General features: G+C 58.9%; 12 protein-coding genes and 4 tRNA genes. 3 read left to right on the top strand and 13 right to left on the bottom strand.

What is annotated here, in order from left to right; translation table 11 throughout:
- Nucleotides 1-122 precede the first annotated feature (122 nt).
- The 4 genes from asd to leuC form a co-directional block, all read right to left on the bottom strand.
- Nucleotides 123-1,235 carry an aspartate-semialdehyde dehydrogenase gene (gene asd, locus PSPTO_RS11305; RefSeq protein ID WP_007244780.1) on the bottom strand — a complete coding sequence of 371 codons (1,113 nt, stop codon included), beginning with the start codon at nt 1,233-1,235 and terminating at the stop codon, nt 123-125.
- A gap of 70 nt (nt 1,236-1,305) precedes the next feature.
- Nucleotides 1,306-2,388: a 3-isopropylmalate dehydrogenase gene (leuB, locus tag PSPTO_RS11300; RefSeq protein WP_005769662.1), complete on the bottom strand. Its 1,083-nt coding sequence runs from the start codon at nt 2,386-2,388 to the stop codon at nt 1,306-1,308.
- A gap of 146 nt (nt 2,389-2,534) precedes the next feature.
- Nucleotides 2,535-3,176, bottom strand: a complete 642-nt coding sequence (leuD, locus tag PSPTO_RS11295; RefSeq protein WP_011103886.1) for a 3-isopropylmalate dehydratase small subunit — start codon at nt 3,174-3,176, stop codon at nt 2,535-2,537.
- Nucleotides 3,173-4,600: a 3-isopropylmalate dehydratase large subunit gene (gene leuC, locus PSPTO_RS11290; RefSeq protein WP_007244781.1), complete on the bottom strand. Its 1,428-nt coding sequence runs from the start codon at nt 4,598-4,600 to the stop codon at nt 3,173-3,175. Before leuC ends, leuD begins: the two co-directional genes overlap by 4 nt.
- A 144-nt stretch (nt 4,601-4,744) precedes the next feature.
- Between leuC and PSPTO_RS11285 the strand changes: the two genes are divergently transcribed.
- Together PSPTO_RS11285 and PSPTO_RS11280 are read left to right on the top strand one after the other, a co-directional pair.
- A complete protein-coding gene (locus PSPTO_RS11285) occupies nt 4,745-5,617 on the top strand; it encodes a LysR family transcriptional regulator (RefSeq protein ID WP_011103885.1) in 873 nt (290 codons plus the stop codon).
- Between the two features lie 68 nt (nt 5,618-5,685).
- Nucleotides 5,686-7,878 (top strand): putative bifunctional diguanylate cyclase/phosphodiesterase, encoded by a 2,193-nt coding sequence (locus tag PSPTO_RS11280; RefSeq protein ID WP_011103884.1) that lies wholly within the window; start codon nt 5,686-5,688, stop codon nt 7,876-7,878.
- Between the two features lie 56 nt (nt 7,879-7,934).
- On the opposite strand, the gene PSPTO_RS11275 is transcribed toward PSPTO_RS11280, so the two are convergent.
- The 9 genes from PSPTO_RS11275 to gltX form a co-directional block, all read right to left on the bottom strand.
- Nucleotides 7,935-8,378, bottom strand: coding sequence for an Hsp20 family protein (locus PSPTO_RS11275; RefSeq protein ID WP_005769669.1), 444 nt, complete (start codon nt 8,376-8,378; stop codon nt 7,935-7,937).
- A gap of 130 nt (nt 8,379-8,508) precedes the next feature.
- A complete protein-coding gene (locus PSPTO_RS11270) occupies nt 8,509-9,462 on the bottom strand; it encodes a tRNA dihydrouridine(16) synthase DusC (RefSeq protein ID WP_005769670.1) in 954 nt (317 codons plus the stop codon).
- A gap of 28 nt (nt 9,463-9,490) precedes the next feature.
- Entirely contained in the window at nt 9,491-9,952 is a 462-nt protein-coding gene (locus PSPTO_RS11265; RefSeq protein WP_005769671.1) for an acyl-CoA thioesterase, read from the bottom strand.
- Nucleotides 9,953-10,557: 605 nt separating this feature from the next.
- Nucleotides 10,558-11,580, bottom strand: a complete 1,023-nt coding sequence (locus PSPTO_RS11260; protein WP_011103120.1) for an IS110-like element ISPsy7 family transposase — start codon at nt 11,578-11,580, stop codon at nt 10,558-10,560.
- A 510-nt stretch (nt 11,581-12,090) separates the two neighbouring features.
- Nucleotides 12,091-12,166: transfer RNA gene (locus tag PSPTO_RS11255), tRNA-Glu, on the bottom strand.
- Nucleotides 12,167-12,210: 44 nt separating this feature from the next.
- A tRNA-Ala gene (locus PSPTO_RS11250) sits at nt 12,211-12,286 on the bottom strand.
- Nucleotides 12,287-12,338: 52 nt separating this feature from the next.
- A tRNA-Glu gene (locus PSPTO_RS11245) sits at nt 12,339-12,414 on the bottom strand.
- Between the two features lie 89 nt (nt 12,415-12,503).
- Nucleotides 12,504-12,579: transfer RNA gene (locus tag PSPTO_RS11240), tRNA-Ala, on the bottom strand.
- Nucleotides 12,580-12,728: 149 nt separating this feature from the next.
- Nucleotides 12,729-14,210, bottom strand: coding sequence for a glutamate--tRNA ligase (gene gltX, locus PSPTO_RS11235; protein WP_005738107.1), 1,482 nt, complete (start codon nt 14,208-14,210; stop codon nt 12,729-12,731).
- 590 nt (nt 14,211-14,800) lie between these two features.
- Between gltX and ltrA the strand changes: the two genes are divergently transcribed.
- Complete coding sequence (gene ltrA, locus PSPTO_RS11230) at nt 14,801-16,168, top strand: group II intron reverse transcriptase/maturase (protein WP_011103883.1); 1,368 nt, start codon at nt 14,801-14,803, stop codon at nt 16,166-16,168.
- The last annotated feature ends 44 nt before the right edge of the window (nt 16,169-16,212 follow it).

The raw sequence follows: 16,212 nt of genomic DNA, 5'->3' as shown, positions 1-16,212 counted from the left end.
TAAACCTGTTGTCACACTTATCTCAATATGTAAATTTCAATCCCACATAATGGGATTTTAACAGTGAGACATTAAAAAACCCGCTGCCCTTTCGGACAGCGGGTTTGGTGTAAACCGAAGCATCAACGCTCCAGCAGGATCCTCAGCATGCGCCGCAGCGGTTCGGCCGCGCCCCACAACAATTGGTCACCCACTGTGAAGGCGCCCAGGTACTGCGAACCCATGTTCAGCTTGCGCAGACGGCCCACCGGCACACTCATGGTGCCGGTTACGGCGGTCGGGCTGAGTTCTTGCGCGCTGGCTTCGCGGGTATTCGGCACCAGTTTGACCCACGGGTTGTGCTGGCTGATCAAGCCTTCGATGTCCGCAATCGGCACATCCTTGTTCAGCTTGATGGTCAGTGCCTGGCTGTGACAGCGCATGGCGCCGATGCGCACGCAGATGCCGTCGACCGGGATCGGGCTCTTGAAGCGACCGAGAATCTTGTTGGTCTCGGCCTGGCCTTTCCACTCTTCGCGGCTCTGGCCATTGGGCAGCGCCTTGTCGATCCACGGGATCAGACTGCCGGCCAGAGGCACGCCGAAGTTCTCGGTCGGGAACGACTCGCTGCGCATGGCTTCTGCCACCTTGCGGTCGATATCCAGGATGGCACTGGCCGGGTTGGCCAGTTCATCCGCAACAGACGCGTGCACCGCGCCCATCTGCTTGATCAGTTCACGCATGTTCTGCGCGCCGGCCCCGGAGGCCGCCTGATAGGTCATGACGTTCATCCACTCGACCAGCCCGGCGTCGAACAGGCCGCCCAGGCCCATAAGCATCAGGCTGACCGTGCAGTTGCCGCCGATGTAGTTTTTGGTGCCCGCGTCCAGTTGCTGGTCGATGACCTTGCGGTTGACCGGGTCGAGCACGATAACCGCGTCATCCTGCATGCGCAGGCTGGAGGCCGCATCGATCCAGTAACCCTGCCAGCCCGCTTCGCGCAGCTTGGGGAACACCTCGTTGGTGTAATCGCCGCCCTGACAGGTCAGCACCACGTCCAGGGTTTTCAGTTCGTCGATGCTGTAGGCATCTTTCAGCGGGGCAACGTCCTTGCCCACCGAAGGCGCCTGGCCACCGACATTGGAGGTAGTGAAGAACACCGGCTCAATGAGATCGAAGTCCTGCTCTTCCCGCATCCGCTGCATGAGCACGGAACCGACCATGCCACGCCAACCGATCAGACCTACACGTTTCATCGCAACTGCACCTTGAATAAAAGTGGGACCGCCGCCCTGCGTGTGTACAGCAGGCGGCGGGCCAGAGAGATTACAGATTCCGTAGCGCGGCGACTACTGCATCGCCCATTTCCTTGGTACCGACTTTGACTTTGCCCTCGGACCAGATGTCGCCGGTGCGGATACCCTGATCCAGCACCAGGCTGACGGCCTGTTCGATGGCGTCGGCAGCGGCGGTCAGGTTGAAGCTGTAACGTAGCATCATCGACACCGACAGAATGGTGGCCAGCGGGTTGGCAATGCCTTGGCCGGCGATGTCCGGAGCCGAACCGTGGCAAGGCTCATACATGCCCTTGTTGGCGGTGTCCAGCGAAGCCGACGGCAGCATGCCGATGGAACCGGTGAGCATCGACGCTTGATCGGACAGAATGTCGCCAAACAGATTGTCGGTCACGATCACGTCGAACTGCTTGGGCGCACGCACCAGTTGCATGGCGGCGTTATCGACGTACAGGTGGCTCAGTTCGACTTCCGGGTAATCCTTGGCGACCTGCTCGACAATTTCGCGCCACAGCTGGCTGGACGCCAGTACGTTGGCCTTGTCTACCGAGCAGAGCTTTTTGCCACGCACCATGGCCATATCAAAACCGACCTTGGCAATGCGACGGATTTCGCTCTCGCTGTACGGCAGCGTGTCGTACGCCTGACGCTCGCCATTGTCCAGCACGCGAGTACCGCGTGGCGCGCCAAAATAGATGCCACCGGTCAGTTCGCGAACGATCAGGATGTCCAGGCCCGCGACGATTTCCGGCTTGAGGCTCGAGGCGTCCGCCAGTTGCGGGTAGAGAATCGCCGGGCGCAGATTGCCGAACAGGCCCAGTTGCGAACGGATTTTCAGCAGGCCGCGCTCAGGACGGATGTCACGCTCGATGGTGTCCCATTTCGGGCCGCCCACCGCGCCGAGCAGTACCGCATCGGCCGCACGGGCGCGGTCCAGTGTCTCGTCGGCCAGCGGCACGCCGTGCTTGTCGATGGCCGCGCCGCCGATCACGTCGTGGGTCAATTCAAAACCCAGTTGATACTTCTGGTTGGCCAGCTCCAGCACCTTGACCGCTTCGGTCATGATCTCAGGACCAATACCATCACCTGGGAGAATCAGAATCTGCTTGCTCATAACATCCTCGATGTGTGCAGCGGCACCTTGGGTGGCGCCTTTTTATAACGCTGAATACGGCAAAAAATTTATCACCTGGCTAAAACACTGTTGCCAGCAAGGTGCAACGGCACCTTACTGGCAAACAAGCCTGCGGTGGCTACTGATCAGTCGCGAAACAACCATGGCTGGCTGGCGCGATGCTTGCCTTCAAAGCTGGCAATGGCGTCGGCGTCCATCAGCGTCAGGCCGATGTCATCCAGACCGTTAAGCAGGCAGTGCTTGCGGAATGCATCGATTTCAAAGCTCAGCACCTCGCCGTCAGGGCGGGTCACTGTCTGCGCCTGCAGATCAATTCTCAACTGATAGCCAGGGCTGGCCTCGACCTGCTTGAACAGTTGATCGACGTCGTCTTCAGCCAGAATGATCGGCAGCAGGCCGTTCTTGAAGCTGTTGTTGAAGAAGATGTCGGCATAGCTAGGGGCGATGATGGCGCAAAAACCATACTCTTCCAGCGCCCAGGGTGCGTGCTCGCGGCTGGAACCACAACCGAAGTTTTCCCGCGCCAACAGCACGCTGGCACCCTGATAACGTGCGTTGTTGAGCACGAAATCATGGTTCAGCGGGCGCTTGGAGTTGTCCTGATACGGCTGGCCCACATCCAGATAGCGCCACTCATCGAACAGGTTCGGGCCAAAGCCCGTGCGCTTGATCGACTTGAGAAACTGCTTGGGGATGATCTGGTCGGTGTCGACGTTGGCGCGATCCAGCGGAGCGACCAGGCCATTGTGCTGGGTAAAGGCTTTCATGCTGGATTCCTCAATTCGCGAACATCGATGAAACGGCCAGTAACCGCTGCAGCAGCAGCCATCGCCGGGCTCACCAGATGCGTACGACCACCTGCGCCCTGACGGCCTTCAAAGTTACGGTTGGAAGTTGACGCGCAATGCTCGCCGGAGCCGAGGCGATCCGGGTTCATGGCCAGGCACATCGAACAGCCCGGCTCGCGCCATTCAAAACCGGCGTCAATGAAGACCTTGTCCAGCCCTTCTTTCTCAGCCTGCGCCTTGATCAGCCCCGAGCCTGGCACCACGATGGCCTGCTTGATGGTTGCAGCCACCTTACGGCCCTTGGCAACGTCCGCCGCGGCGCGCAAATCTTCGATGCGCGAGTTGGTGCAGGAGCCGATGAACACCCTGTCCAGCTGGATATCGGTGATCGGCTGATTGGCTTTCAGGCCCATGTATTTCAAGGCGCGCTCAATGGAGCCACGCTTGACCAGGTCCGGCTCCTGCGCAGGGTCCGGCACGTTCTGATCGACGGCCAGGACCATTTCCGGCGAAGTGCCCCAACTGACCTGTGGCTTGATCTGTGCGGCATCCAGCTTGACCACGGTGTCGAACACCGCATCAGCGTCGGACACCAGATCCTGCCAGGCCTCGACGGCAAGGTCCCATTCAGCGCCCTTCGGTGCAAACGGACGGCCTTTGACGTATTCGATGGTCTTCTCGTCAGTGGCGACCATGCCGACCCGCGCACCGGCCTCAATGGACATGTTGCAAATGGTCATGCGGCCTTCGATCGACAGGTCACGAATCGCGCTGCCAGCGAACTCGATGGCGTAACCGTTACCGCCTGCGGTGCCGATCTTGCCGATAACAGCCAGCACGATGTCTTTGGCAGTCACGCCGAACGGCAATTGCCCTTCGACCGACACCAGCATGTTCTTCATCTTCTTGGCCACCAGGCACTGGGTCGCCAGCACATGCTCGACCTCGGAGGTGCCGATACCATGGGCCAGCGCGCCGAATGCGCCGTGGGTCGAGGTGTGCGAGTCGCCGCAGACCACGCTCATGCCCGGCAGGGTTGCGCCCTGCTCCGGGCCGATGACGTGGACGATGCCCTGACGCGGGTCATTCATCTTGAATTCGGTGATGCCGTATTCGTCGCAGTTGTCGTCCAGAGTCTGCACTTGCAGGCGCGACACCTGGTCTTCGATAGCCTCGATCCCGCCCTTGCGTTCCGACGTGGTCGGCACGTTGTGGTCGGGTGTGGCGATGATCGAATCGATCCGCCACGGTTTGCGTCTGGCAAGGCGCAGGCCTTCGAACGCTTGCGGCGAGGTCACTTCGTGGATGATATGACGGTCAATGTAGATCAGCGCCGACCCGTCGTCGCGCTGTTTGACCAAATGTGAATCCCAGAGCTTGTCGTAGAGCGTTTTCCCGGCCATCGGACGTACTTCCTCATCAGCTTGTTTCTATGCCTTGGGCAATCGTGACGATGACCCCTTGGCTTGTGCGGTCATCCTATGGAATGTGCTTAAATAACTCAAATCATAATTTTCATGCTTTGGATAACCAAGTGGAATCCGACTATGGACCTCGCCAATCTCAACGCCTTTATAGCCATCGCCGAGACCGGCAGCTTCTCGGGTGCCGGTGAGCGGCTGTACATCACCCAGCCTGCCATCAGCAAGCGCATCGCCGGTCTGGAGCAGCAGCTCAACGTGCGCCTGTTTGATCGCCTGGGCCGCGAAGTCAGCCTGACCGAGGCCGGTCGCGCCCTGCTGCCGCGCGCCTACCAGATCCTCAATGTGCTGGACGACACGCGCCGCGCACTGACCAACCTGACCGGCGAAGTCAGCGGCCGGCTGACCCTGGCAACCAGTCACCACATCGGCCTGCATCGCCTGCCGCCGGTGCTGCGGGCGTTTACCCGTGCCTACCCCAAGGTTGCGCTGGACATTCAGTTTCTCGATTCGGAGGTGGCTTATGAGGAAATTCTTCACGGGCGCGCCGAGCTGGCAGTCATTACACTGGCGCCCGAGCCCCATGCGTTGATCCGCGCCATGCCTGTGTGGGACGACCCGCTGGACTTCGTCGCCGCGCCGGAGCACCCGCTGGCCAACAGCGGGCCGATGCAACTGGCGGATATCGTGCGTTACCCGGCGGTGTTTCCGGGCAGCAAAACGTTCACCCACCACATTGTCAGCGGGCTGTGCGAGGCCGAGGGCCTGAAGCCCAATATAGCCATGAGCACCAACTACATGGAGACCATCAAGATGATGGTCTCCATCGGCCTGGCCTGGAGCGTACTGCCGCGCACCATGCTCGACGAACAGGTGGCGCGCATTCCTTTGCCGGGCGTGCAGCTCAATCGCCAGCTAGGCTACATCCTGCACACCGAACGCACGCTGTCGAATGCCGCCAGAGCATTCATGAAATTGCTCGATGCGCAGACACAGTGAGTAGACCATGCTGCGCCGCAGCAGACTGATCGCTTTATCGGCTTTATTCAGCAAAGGCTCGTGATCACATGCTCAACCTTCCGCCCGACTCCGTGCCGCAAGCCCCTGCACAGCCAACCTCCAGCGGGCGGTCGACGACAGACACGGAGCGCATTCTCGAGGAAACCCGCGCGCGCCTCGAACTGGCGCTGGACCTGGCGCAGATGGGCACCTGGGACCTGAACATCACGCACAGCCGGCTGCAAGCCTCGGCGCGTGCATCGTTTCTGCACGGCATGGACGCACAGCCCTTCGACGATGACTCCAGGCTGTTTTTCGACAGGTTGCCCGTCGAGGAGCGCGATCGGGTCCGCGCGGCCTATACAGCGGCACTTGAAAGCCGGCAGGATTGTCTGCAGATGACCTACCGCTTTCAAATGAAAGACGGCACTTCACGCCTGATTGAAAGCCGTGGACGGATCTACAGGGATGAAATTGGCAACCCCGTCAAGTTGGCCGGCACCCTGCTGGACATCACCCAACAGTGCGCTCAGGCGGCGCTTGAGGCCAGCGAAGAGAAATTTGCCAAAGCGTTTCACTCAAGCCCTGACTCGATCACCATCACTGAAATCGAGTCCGGTCGCTATGTCGAGGTCAACGACGGCTTCTGTCGCCTGACCGGCTTCAGCGCCAGAGAAGTGCTTGGCCGTACCGCCCACGAAATCGGCATATGGACCGACACCGTGCAGCGCGAGTTCATGATCGACGAACTTCGCCAGAAAGGCCGGATGCACCACCGGGAAATGAACGGGCGAGACAAAAAAGGTGCGCCGCTGGTGCTGGATGTATCGGTCGAGTTCATCACCCTGAACAATACCGCCTGCCTGCTGATGAATGCCCGTGACATCGGCCAGTTGAAAAGTGCCCAGGCGCAGATCCAGCACCTGGCGTATCACGACCCGCTGACCGGCCTGCCCAATCGCGCCCTGTTGATGGATCGTCTGAGCCAGCAAGTGTCGCTGCTCCAGCACCAGAACCTGCGCGGTGCCTTGTTGTTTCTTGACCTGGACCACTTCAAACACATCAATGACTCACTCGGCCACCCGGTGGGCGACAGCGTCCTGAGCGTCATTGCCGCACGCCTGGAAGCCAGCGTGCGCCAGGAGGACACCGTGGCCCGACTGGGCGGTGACGAATTTGTGGTGCTGATCTGTGGCCTGGACGGTTCTCTCGAGCACGTCACCCATCAGGTGCGCGTGCTGGCAGACAACCTGCGCGTGCTGCTCGCCGAACCGATGTTCCTCGACGGTCATCGCCTGCAAGTCACACCAAGCGTCGGCATCGTGCTGATTCCGGACGACGGCCTGACCCCTGCCGACCTGCTCAAGCGTGCCGATATCGCCCTGTATCGCGCCAAGGACTCCGGGCGCAACGCCTCGCAGTTTTTCCATGTCTCCATGCAACAGGCGGTCAGTCAGCGTCTGCGCCTTGAAAACGACCTGCGCCTGGCGCTCACCCGCAACGAATTTCACCTGCACTTCCAGGCGCAGGTCGATTGCCGCACCAATCAGATCACCGGCGCGGAAGCCCTGCTGCGCTGGCAGCACCCCGAATACGGGCTGCTGGCGCCCGACCAGTTTGTCCAGATACTGGAAGAGAGCGGCATGATTCTGGAGGTTGGCAGCCGGATTCTCGACGATGCCTGTAAAATCGGCGGGCTTCTGCTGAGTCAGGGGCTGGTCTCGAAAGACCGCTTTCTGATGGGTGTCAATGTCAGTCCGCGTCAGTTTCGCCAGAGCGACTTTGTCGAGCGCGTCGAACACAGTCTCAAACAGCATCACTTGCCGGCGACCATGCTCAAGCTGGAAATAACCGAAGGCATCGTCATCCAGAATCTGGACGACACCATTCTCAAGATGCGCAGCCTGAGGGACCTGGGTGTAGGCTTTGCGATGGACGATTTCGGCACCGGCTATTCATCGCTCACCTACCTCAAGCGCTTGCCGGTGGATACGCTGAAGATCGACCAGTCATTCGTTCAGGACGCCACCAGCGACCCCAACGACGCAGAAATCATCCGTGCCATCGTCGCCATGGCGCAGAGCCTCAACTTGCACGTGATTGCCGAAGGCGTCGAAACCCCGGAGCAACTGGCGTTTCTTGAGCGCGTGGGTTGTTACAACTATCAGGGCTACCTGTTCAGCGAGCCACTGCCGGGGCCTGAATTCGAGACGCTGCTGCAACTCAGGCGGCAGTTGCAGAGGTCTGCTTCTATCGAATGAAAAACAGCAAAGGCGCCCGAAGACGCCTTTGTTGCGTGCTGCGTGCTGCGTATTGATCAGCTGTTCAGTACTTTCTGAGTATTGAGCGGAATACGCTTTGGTTTCGCTTCTTCCGGCACGTTGCGCACCAGGTCGATGTTCAGCAGGCCATGAGAAAGATCGGCCCCTTTGACTTCAATATTGTCCGCCAGCCTGAACGACAGCTTGAATTCACGCCGGGCAATACCCTGATGCAGATACGTTACGTTATCAGCTTCTTGCTCACGCTTGTTGCCGATGACGGTCAATACACCCTTCTCGACTTGCAACTCGAGATCCTGCTCTTGCATGCCTGCTGCAGCGATCACGATGCGGTAATGATCATCGGTATGCCGCTCCACGTTGTAAGGAGGGTAACCGCTGGCTGTCTCATTTCGCGCCGCCGACTCGAAAAGGTCGTTGAAGCGGTCGAAACCCACGGAATGACGAAAGAGTGGAGCCAGTGAAAATGCAGTCGCCATGATAATTTCTCCTGTTTGTCAGCGAGTGGTTTACGCGACCCGTATTCGGCATCGCTTGATCACCAAAATAGGGACGGCCGTTTGCTTTTCAAGAGAGGTTTTTCAGGTTTTTTTTGACCGTTCGTCGGGGTCAGCTTTTAGTGGAGCAACCGAGCAGTACGGTGATTCGGTCGCAGTCGGTTTCGCGACGCAGCGTATTGAACATCAAGGTCGCTTCGGGGTAGCTCTTGGTCAGCAGCACCAGCCATTGCTTGAGGCGACCCGGTGCCTGAACAAGCGTCATCTTGACCAGGCAGGCTTGCCAAAATGTGCGCAACATTGGCTGCAACTCAGCCCAGGTCATCGGCACCACCTCTTCGCCCTTCTGCGCCGCAGCAATCTGCCGGGCCAGATCAGGGCGCGCCACCAGCCCGCGACCAATCATGATGTCCCGCGCGCCGCAGATTTCGCGGCAGCGACGCCAATCCTCAACGGTCCAGATCTCACCGTTGGCCACCACCGGGACCTTGACCACTTCCTGAATGCGCGCAATCCACTCCCAGTGCGCGGGCGGCTTGTAGCCGTCGACCTTGGTGCGTGCGTGAACGACGATTTGCGCTGCCCCGCCGTCGGCCAGCGCTCTGGCGCAATCCAGCGCGCCGTCGGTATTTTCGTAGCCCAGGCGCATCTTGGCGGTGACCGGTATGTCTTTGGGCACAGCACGGCGCACCTGGCTGACGATGGTGTGCAGCAATTCCGGCTCTTTGAGCAGGATTGCGCCGCCACGGGAGCGGTTGACGGTCTTGGCCGGGCAACCGAAGTTCAGGTCCAGCACCGGTGCACCCAGTTCGCAAGCGAACGCCGCGTTCTCGGCCAGACACACCGGGTCGGAGCCCAACAGCTGGAGCCGTAACGGCGTGCCAGCATCGGTCTTCGCGCCGTTGTGGAACTCCGAAGCGTACTTGTAGAAGTAATGCGCCGGCATCAAACGCTCGGACACCCGAATGAACTCGGTCACGCACCAGTCGATGCCACCCACTTTCGTCAGGGCATCGCGCAGGATGTCGTCAACCAGCCCCTCCATGGGCGCCAGAGCAATTTGCATGGGTCATACTCGAAAAAAGTCCGGCAGTTTACTGCCCGGCGTGCGGATTGGGAACGTCGCTGTCGGGAATGGCTGCACCGTAGCCTTCGATGAACTCGGCGGGCATGCGTTTGGGCCGACCGCTGGACAGTTCGATGCAGACAAAGGTGGTTTGCGCGCGTAATAGCGTCAGGTTGTCGGCAGGCCGCTTGAGCTGAAAGCAGCGGGTCATTTTCAGACGGCGATCCCAGTCGGTGATCCAGGTTGCCAGTTGCAGTTCGTCGCTTTCGTAGGCGCTGGCCAGGTAGTCGATCTCGTGCCTGACCACTGCCATGGCCCGGTCCAGACGCTGATATTCGGTCAGGTCCAGGCCCAGAAACTGCGAATGCCGCCAGGCGCAGCGCTCCAGCCAGGAGACATACACGGCATTATTGGCATGCCCCAGCCCATCAATGTCTTCGGCGCCGACGTTCAGGTCAATGACGAAAGGCGTTGCCCGATCCCAGACCATGCGTGCTCCTGCTTGAGTGGATGTGATTGGCGGGAGTGTAGCGAAGTCAGGATCCGTGGGAGCGAACTTGTTCGCGAAATGGCCCGTACAGTCGCAGAAATCGGGTCGCCTGAAACACAGTCTTCGCGAACAATGCGGATCGCCGCCCCGGTCGCCCCCAGCCCTTCGGGCAGAAGCAGGCTTGTGCATGACTATCGTGCCGATGCTCCGCGTCGGCATGCAGTTCTGGACGCTCTGCGTCCTCTTTGTGTTCGTAACGCTCTGCATCAAAGCGGTTCTGCAATGTCAGTGATGTCTGTTTTCGGCTCAGGTCACCTTTTCGCCCCTCGGCGACTTACTTTGAAGGGGCCAAAGTAAGCAAATGTATGGTCAGCCCACCTCCTGCAATCGCAGTTCGATGAGCGGTAAAGCATGCTTGCGCTAATGTATCCGGGCTCATTCTGGGCAATTTCGCTGCCCGGCCCTTGATGAGTATTCGCCGCCTTACTGTCCTCAAAAATCCCTAAAGCCTCGAAGGCTGCATTGCTATCAGGTTTTCAGTCTGGCCATGAGCTGTTTATCGTCATCATCACTGCGTCGCAAAAGCCGGTACGCCTATGTCCTACTCAGATCATTGATGCGTTGTAAGTGCTACCTCGTCTGAGCACCGCCCATACGATTCTTGCCAGCTTGTTCGCTAAAGCACATGCCACCTTGTTCGGATGCTTGCGTGCCAACAAGTCTCTTACCCACTGCCCAAGGGCATCATCGCGGCGTTCTATTCGAATCATGAGCGCTCGAGAACCTTGCACCAACAGGGTTCGCAGGTGCCTGTCACCTCGCTTGCTGATACCCAGCAATACGGGTCTCCCGCCTGTAGAGAACTGTCTGGGAACCAGCCCCAGAAAAGCGGAAAGGTCTCGTGAGGCTCGAAAATTGGAAGCGTCACCCAGATCCGCTACAAATGCGCTGGCGGTAATAGGACCAATGCCAGGAATCGTCATCAAGCGTGTACCAGCATCGTCTTGCGCCAGTTGCTGCTTGATTTGCGCATCACAGGCCTTTATTTCGGTATCAAGGCGATGAATATCCTCCAGCAAATGCTCCATGACCCTTTTGAACTGCAGCGGCAGGTCGCTACGTGAATCGTCAATCAGCTCAGGCACTTTGGCGATCGCTGCCTTGGTGGCTGGCAAGGCAATTCCGAACTCAAGCAAAAAACCATGCACCCTGTTGATGGCTTCAGTACGGTGGCAAACCAGTGACTCGCGAAGACGATGTTGTACAGAAAGTACCTGCTGCTCCACAGTCTTGACGGCAACGTAATGAGTACGTGGTCTGGAGGCCGCCTCGCATATAGCTTCGGCATCGATGAAGTCATTCTTGTTGCCCGTCACGTAGGGCTTCACATGTTGCGGAGCAATCAACTTCACCCGGTGCCCCAGCGAGGCGAGTTTCCTGGCAAGCCAGTGAGAGCCACCGCACGACTCCATTGCAATGGTGCAGGGTTCAATCTGAGCCGCAAACTGCAGAAGGCGATTGCGATTGAAGCACTTGCGTAATACTTGGTGGCCGCCTGCATCATGGCCTATGAGGTGAAAACTGTTTTTACCAATGTCGATGCCTAAGAGCTTGAGGCCGTTTTTCATGAGTGATCTCCTCGACGTTAGAGAGAAACCCGGAAAGTGTAGACACTCCGGGTTTCTCGGATCGGGCTGACCATCTCATTATCCCAGCTCCGTTTCCGGCCCGACTTCGTCGGGTTCCTTCGCCCTGACACTGATCCGGGGGTCGCCGCAACGTGCCATCCCTGGCACGGTGCGGCTAGCTCGGCGTCCTGCCGAGCTACCCCCGGATCAGTGTCAGGGCTCAGCCGTCACTTACGTCGCACTCTGCGTCGTCAGTGATATCGCGATGAAAAAGCGCTTTCGTTTATGTGCAGTGATTACCGGCAAGGCATGACGTCGTGCTGCGGCGTAGATGCGATGAGGGGTGCCACCTGATGCGTGCAAACGCACTGGCACGAGACTTAGTCACGAGGCTTAGTCAGGGTTATGTATGAAGAATAAGAATCAGAAAGAAAGGGTTTTCAAACCCCGGAAAAACAAAAGGGCCATTCAATAATCGAATGACCCTTGGTCCCGCAGAGCGGGAAATCGTGGCGTCCCCTAGGGGACTCGAACCCCTGTTACCGCCGTGAAAGGGCGGTGTCCTAGGCCACTAGACGAAGGGGACGCAAACCTTCAGTCAGGATCACCGAGCGGTGAACCCTGGCAAATTGGTGGAGCTTAGCGGGATCGAACCGCTGACCTCCTGCATGCCATGCAGGCGCTCTCCCAGCTGAGCTAAAGCCCCGGATTTATCGCCTCGCGGCGGAGATCAACGTTGAAGTATCACTCGGTGAAACTGGCGTCCCCTAGGGGACTCGAACCCCTGTTACCGCCGTGAAAGGGCGGTGTCCTAGGCCACTAGACGAAGGGGACAAAACCTTCTCGTAAAAGCAAACGGTCGCTGGATCCGTTTGTTTCACATCGAATCAGAACAATGTAGCTGCGCTCTGAAACGCTAAATTTGGTGGAGCTTAGCGGGATCGAACCGCTGACCTCCTGCATGCCATGCAGGCGCTCTCCCAGCTGAGCTAAAGCCCCACATCAGTGGACGGGGCGCATATTAAGCGTGAGTCGCTGAGCTGTCAAATTTATTTTTTGCAATTTCCAAAGTTTTTTGTCGGTAATACAACCACTTACCCTTCAAGCCCCGGAAAACCGGGGGCGATTCAGACCTGCGGGCATGTCCCTCAGGCGATGGCACCCAGCAGCTTTTCCCATTCTTTGTTTTCTTTCTTCGAAACGCCGCCCAGCAAATCGAGTGCCTGGCGCAGGCGGAAGCGGGTCAGGTCAGGCCCGAGGATTTCCATCGCGTCGGTCACCGAGACCGAATTGGCCTGACCGGTGATCGCTGCAAACATCAGTGGCATGGCGTCACGCAACTTGAGCTCGAGGTGCTCGACGACGGCCTGGATGCTGCCCATGATCCGCTCCTTCTCCCACTGACGCAGCGATTCGAGCTTCCACAGAATCAACTGCATGACCTGACGCACCTGATCCGGCGACAGCTTCTTGTGCTCGAACAGTTTCACATCAGGCGTGACGCCGCCCGCGAAGAAAAAGCCTGCCAGCGGCGCGACCTGGCTGAAGGTCTCTACCCTGCCCTGCACATGCGGCGCGATCTTCATCATGTATTCAGGGTTCAGTGCCCAGGTCTGTAGACGCGAGGCGAATTCCTCGACCGGCAGCTCACGTAGCCACTGGCCGTTGAGCCAGGAGAGCTTCTCGATATCGAAGATCGGCCCGCCCAGCGAAACACGCGACAGGTCGAAGTGGTCAACCATCTCCTGCAGCGAGAACTTCTCGCGCTCGTCAGGCATCGACCAGCCCATGCGGCCCAGGTAGTTGAGCATCGCTTCAGGCATAAAGCCCATGCGCTCGTAGAAGGTCACAGAGGTCGGGTTCTTGCGCTTGGACAGTTTGCTCTTGTCGGGGTTACGCAGCAGCGGCATGTAGCACAGCTGCGGCTTGTCCCAGCCAAAATACTCGTAAAGCAGGATCAGTTTCGGCGCCGATGGCAGCCATTCTTCGCCACGCAGTACGTGGGTGATGCCCATCAGGTGGTCATCGACCACGTTGGCCAGGAAGTAGGTCGGTAACCCGTCGGTCTTCATCAGGACCTGCATGTCCATGCGGTCCCACGGGATTTCGACTTCGCCACGCAGCATATCCGGCACCACGCAGACGCCTTCGGTCGGCACTTTCATGCGGATGACGTGCGGCTCGCCGGCATCCAGGCGGCGCTGGACTTCCTCTTTAGAGAGCAGCAAGGCACGACCGTCGTAACGCGGGGTTTCGCCTTTGGCCTGCTGCTCGGCGCGCATCTCGTCGAGTTCTTCGGCGGTACAGAAACACGGGAAGGCATGACCCAATTCGACCAGTTGCTGCGCGTATTTCTGGTAGATATCGCCCCGTTCGCTTTGACGATACGGACCGTGTGGACCGCCGACGTCCGGGCCTTCGCTCCATTCGATGCCCAGCCAGCGCAGTGCGTCGAAAATCTGCTGTTCGGACTCGCGGGTCGAGCGCAACTGATCGGTGTCTTCAATGCGCAGAATAAACTCGCCGCCGTGCTGTTTGGCAAAGCAGTAGTTGAACAGCGCGATGTAGGCCGTGCCAACGTGAGGGTCGCCGGTGGGCGATGGCGCGATGCGGGTACGAACGGTGGTCATGGAAAATCCCGAAATAGGTCGATCAAGCGCGGAATGTTAACAGGCCGGGGGCATGCGGCTCCAGCGTGAAAGGTAATCGCCGGAACACCTATCGTTCCGCACGCTCTGCGTGGGAATGCCTTTCGTGACGCTCTGCGTCACAAGGCGGTTCTGTGGTGTCAGGTGAACTGGAGTTCGACTCAGGTCACCTTTTCGCCCCTCGGCGAGTCACTTGTGCGCCCAGCATGGGCGCCATCCTAGAGGTGAAAGTCCTCTCTTAAGCTGGCCACAGTGAATGAAGCGAAGCGCAACTGCAGAAGGGCGACCGACTGTGGGGAGGAAGCGTGGAGCGTAAACCGCGAGCCGAGGTACACAAATCGCATTCGAGGCGGATCCGGACAGGGCGAGCAGCCAAGTGACTGCAAAGCTCTTGTGGCCTAAGTGCCGGGTACGTAAATGCGGCGGTTGTGCGGTGAAGGATGGCGTTCTTACCTGGGGAGATCTCGCCTCATGCCTGAAAGGGCGACGGTGTGAGCCGGAGCGAGAAGTCAGCAGCGGTCATAGTAGCTGCGCTGCAGCGAAGGACCAAACGAGAAGAAGTGAGGTTTGACATGACGATACAGCAGGCCATGCATCAGATGCCCGGCAAACCGGGGCGGGACGCAATTGCAGAGGGTGAAACCCCGCGTAAAGCATCCAGCGATGAAGCCGGCTGTCCGCGCAATGACTCAACCCCCACAGGGTCAGGGTTGCTGCAAGCTGCCCTGACAAGAGACAACCTGCAACTGGCGTTTAAACAGGTCCGCGCCAATAAGGGTGCTGCCGGTGTCGACGGTCTTGGGATCGTCGAAACAGCGGAGCACCTGAAGACGGCATGGCCCGGGATACGCGCACAGTTGTTGGCAGGGACGTACCGGCCTGATCCGGTTCGGCGAGTCTTGATCCCCAAACCCGGTGGCGGCGAGCGCAAGCTGGGCATTCCTACGGTGACGGACAGACTTATTCAGCAAGCATTACTGCAAGTATTGCAGCCCTTGCTGGACCCTGACTTCAGCAACCACAGCTATGGTTTTCGTCCGGAGCGCAGTGCACACCAAGCGGTTTTGGCGGCACAGCAATACATCCACTCAGGGCGGCAAATTGTGGTCGATGTCGATCTGGAGCAGTTTTTCGACTGCGTCGAGCACGATGTGCTGATCGCCCGGCTGGGCAGAAAAGTGAAGGATCGCGACGTTTTACGTTTGATTCGAGCTTATCTGAACAGTGGGGCATTGATCGAAGGCATGGTCATGACCAGCACGAGGGGCACACCGCAAGGTGGACCACTTTCACCGCTGCTGGCCAATGTGGTGCTGGACGAGGTAGACAAAGAGCTGGAGCGACGAGGCCATTGCTTCGTCAGGTACGCGGACGATGCGAACGTTTACGTACGTAGCCCCAAAGCCGGACAGCGGGTGATGGCATTGCTCCGTCGCCTTTACGGCCGTCTTGGGTTGCGCGTGAACGAGAGCAAGAGCGCCGTTGCCAGTGCGTTTGGCCGCAAGTTTCTGGGATTCAGCTTCTGGCAGTCTCCCAAAGGCGAGGTCAAACGGCGGGTAGCACTCAAGGCGCTACAGGTATTCAAACATCGCATCCGGGGGCTGACACCGCGTAGTGGCGGTCGCAGCCTGCCGCAAGTGGTGGAAAACCTGAGGCCCTACCTCCTCGGCTGGAAAGCGTACTTTGGATTGTCTCAGGCTCCCGGTTTATGGAAGAGTCTGGACGGCTGGATACGTCGAAGGCTCAGGGCAATTCAGCTCAAACAATGGAAGACTGGCAAAACCACCTACCGAGAGCTTCGCAAGCTGGGTGCAAATTCTGACTTGGCGGCAGCAATAGCCAGCGATAGCCATAGGACCTGGCACAACAGTGCCGGGCTGATCCATGGTGTGCTGACGGTAGCGTGGTTTGATCGGTTGGGTCTGCCTCGACTCTACTGACCTCAACCTCTCGAACCGCCCGGTGCGGACCCGCATGCCGGGTG

It is taken from the genome of Pseudomonas syringae pv. tomato str. DC3000 (genome assembly GCF_000007805.1).
Classification (GTDB): Bacteria; Pseudomonadota; Gammaproteobacteria; order Pseudomonadales; family Pseudomonadaceae; genus Aquipseudomonas; species Aquipseudomonas avellanae.
Note: the sequence above shows the minus strand (reverse complement) of the source record. Positions and strands in the feature narration are given on the sequence as shown.

Coding starts and splice junctions, on each gene's coding strand:
- PSPTO_RS11270 (WP_005769670.1), bottom strand. CDS start 9,462: ATGCAAATTGCTCTGGCGCCCATGGAGGGGCTGGTTGACGACATCCTG.
- PSPTO_RS11260 (WP_011103120.1), bottom strand. CDS start 11,580: ATGAAAAACGGCCTCAAGCTCTTAGGCATCGACATTGGTAAAAACAGT.
- gltX (WP_005738107.1), bottom strand. CDS start 14,210: ATGACCACCGTTCGTACCCGCATCGCGCCATCGCCCACCGGCGACCCT.
- asd (WP_007244780.1), bottom strand. CDS start 1,235: ATGAAACGTGTAGGTCTGATCGGTTGGCGTGGCATGGTCGGTTCCGTG.
- PSPTO_RS11275 (WP_005769669.1), bottom strand. CDS start 8,378: ATGGCGACTGCATTTTCACTGGCTCCACTCTTTCGTCATTCCGTGGGT.
- PSPTO_RS11265 (WP_005769671.1), bottom strand. CDS start 9,952: ATGGTCTGGGATCGGGCAACGCCTTTCGTCATTGACCTGAACGTCGGC.
- leuC (WP_007244781.1), bottom strand. CDS start 4,600: ATGGCCGGGAAAACGCTCTACGACAAGCTCTGGGATTCACATTTGGTC.
- PSPTO_RS11280 (WP_011103884.1), top strand. CDS start 5,686: ATGCTCAACCTTCCGCCCGACTCCGTGCCGCAAGCCCCTGCACAGCCA.
- leuB (WP_005769662.1), bottom strand. CDS start 2,388: ATGAGCAAGCAGATTCTGATTCTCCCAGGTGATGGTATTGGTCCTGAG.
- PSPTO_RS11285 (WP_011103885.1), top strand. CDS start 4,745: ATGGACCTCGCCAATCTCAACGCCTTTATAGCCATCGCCGAGACCGGC.
- ltrA (WP_011103883.1), top strand. CDS start 14,801: ATGACGATACAGCAGGCCATGCATCAGATGCCCGGCAAACCGGGGCGG.
- leuD (WP_011103886.1), bottom strand. CDS start 3,176: ATGAAAGCCTTTACCCAGCACAATGGCCTGGTCGCTCCGCTGGATCGC.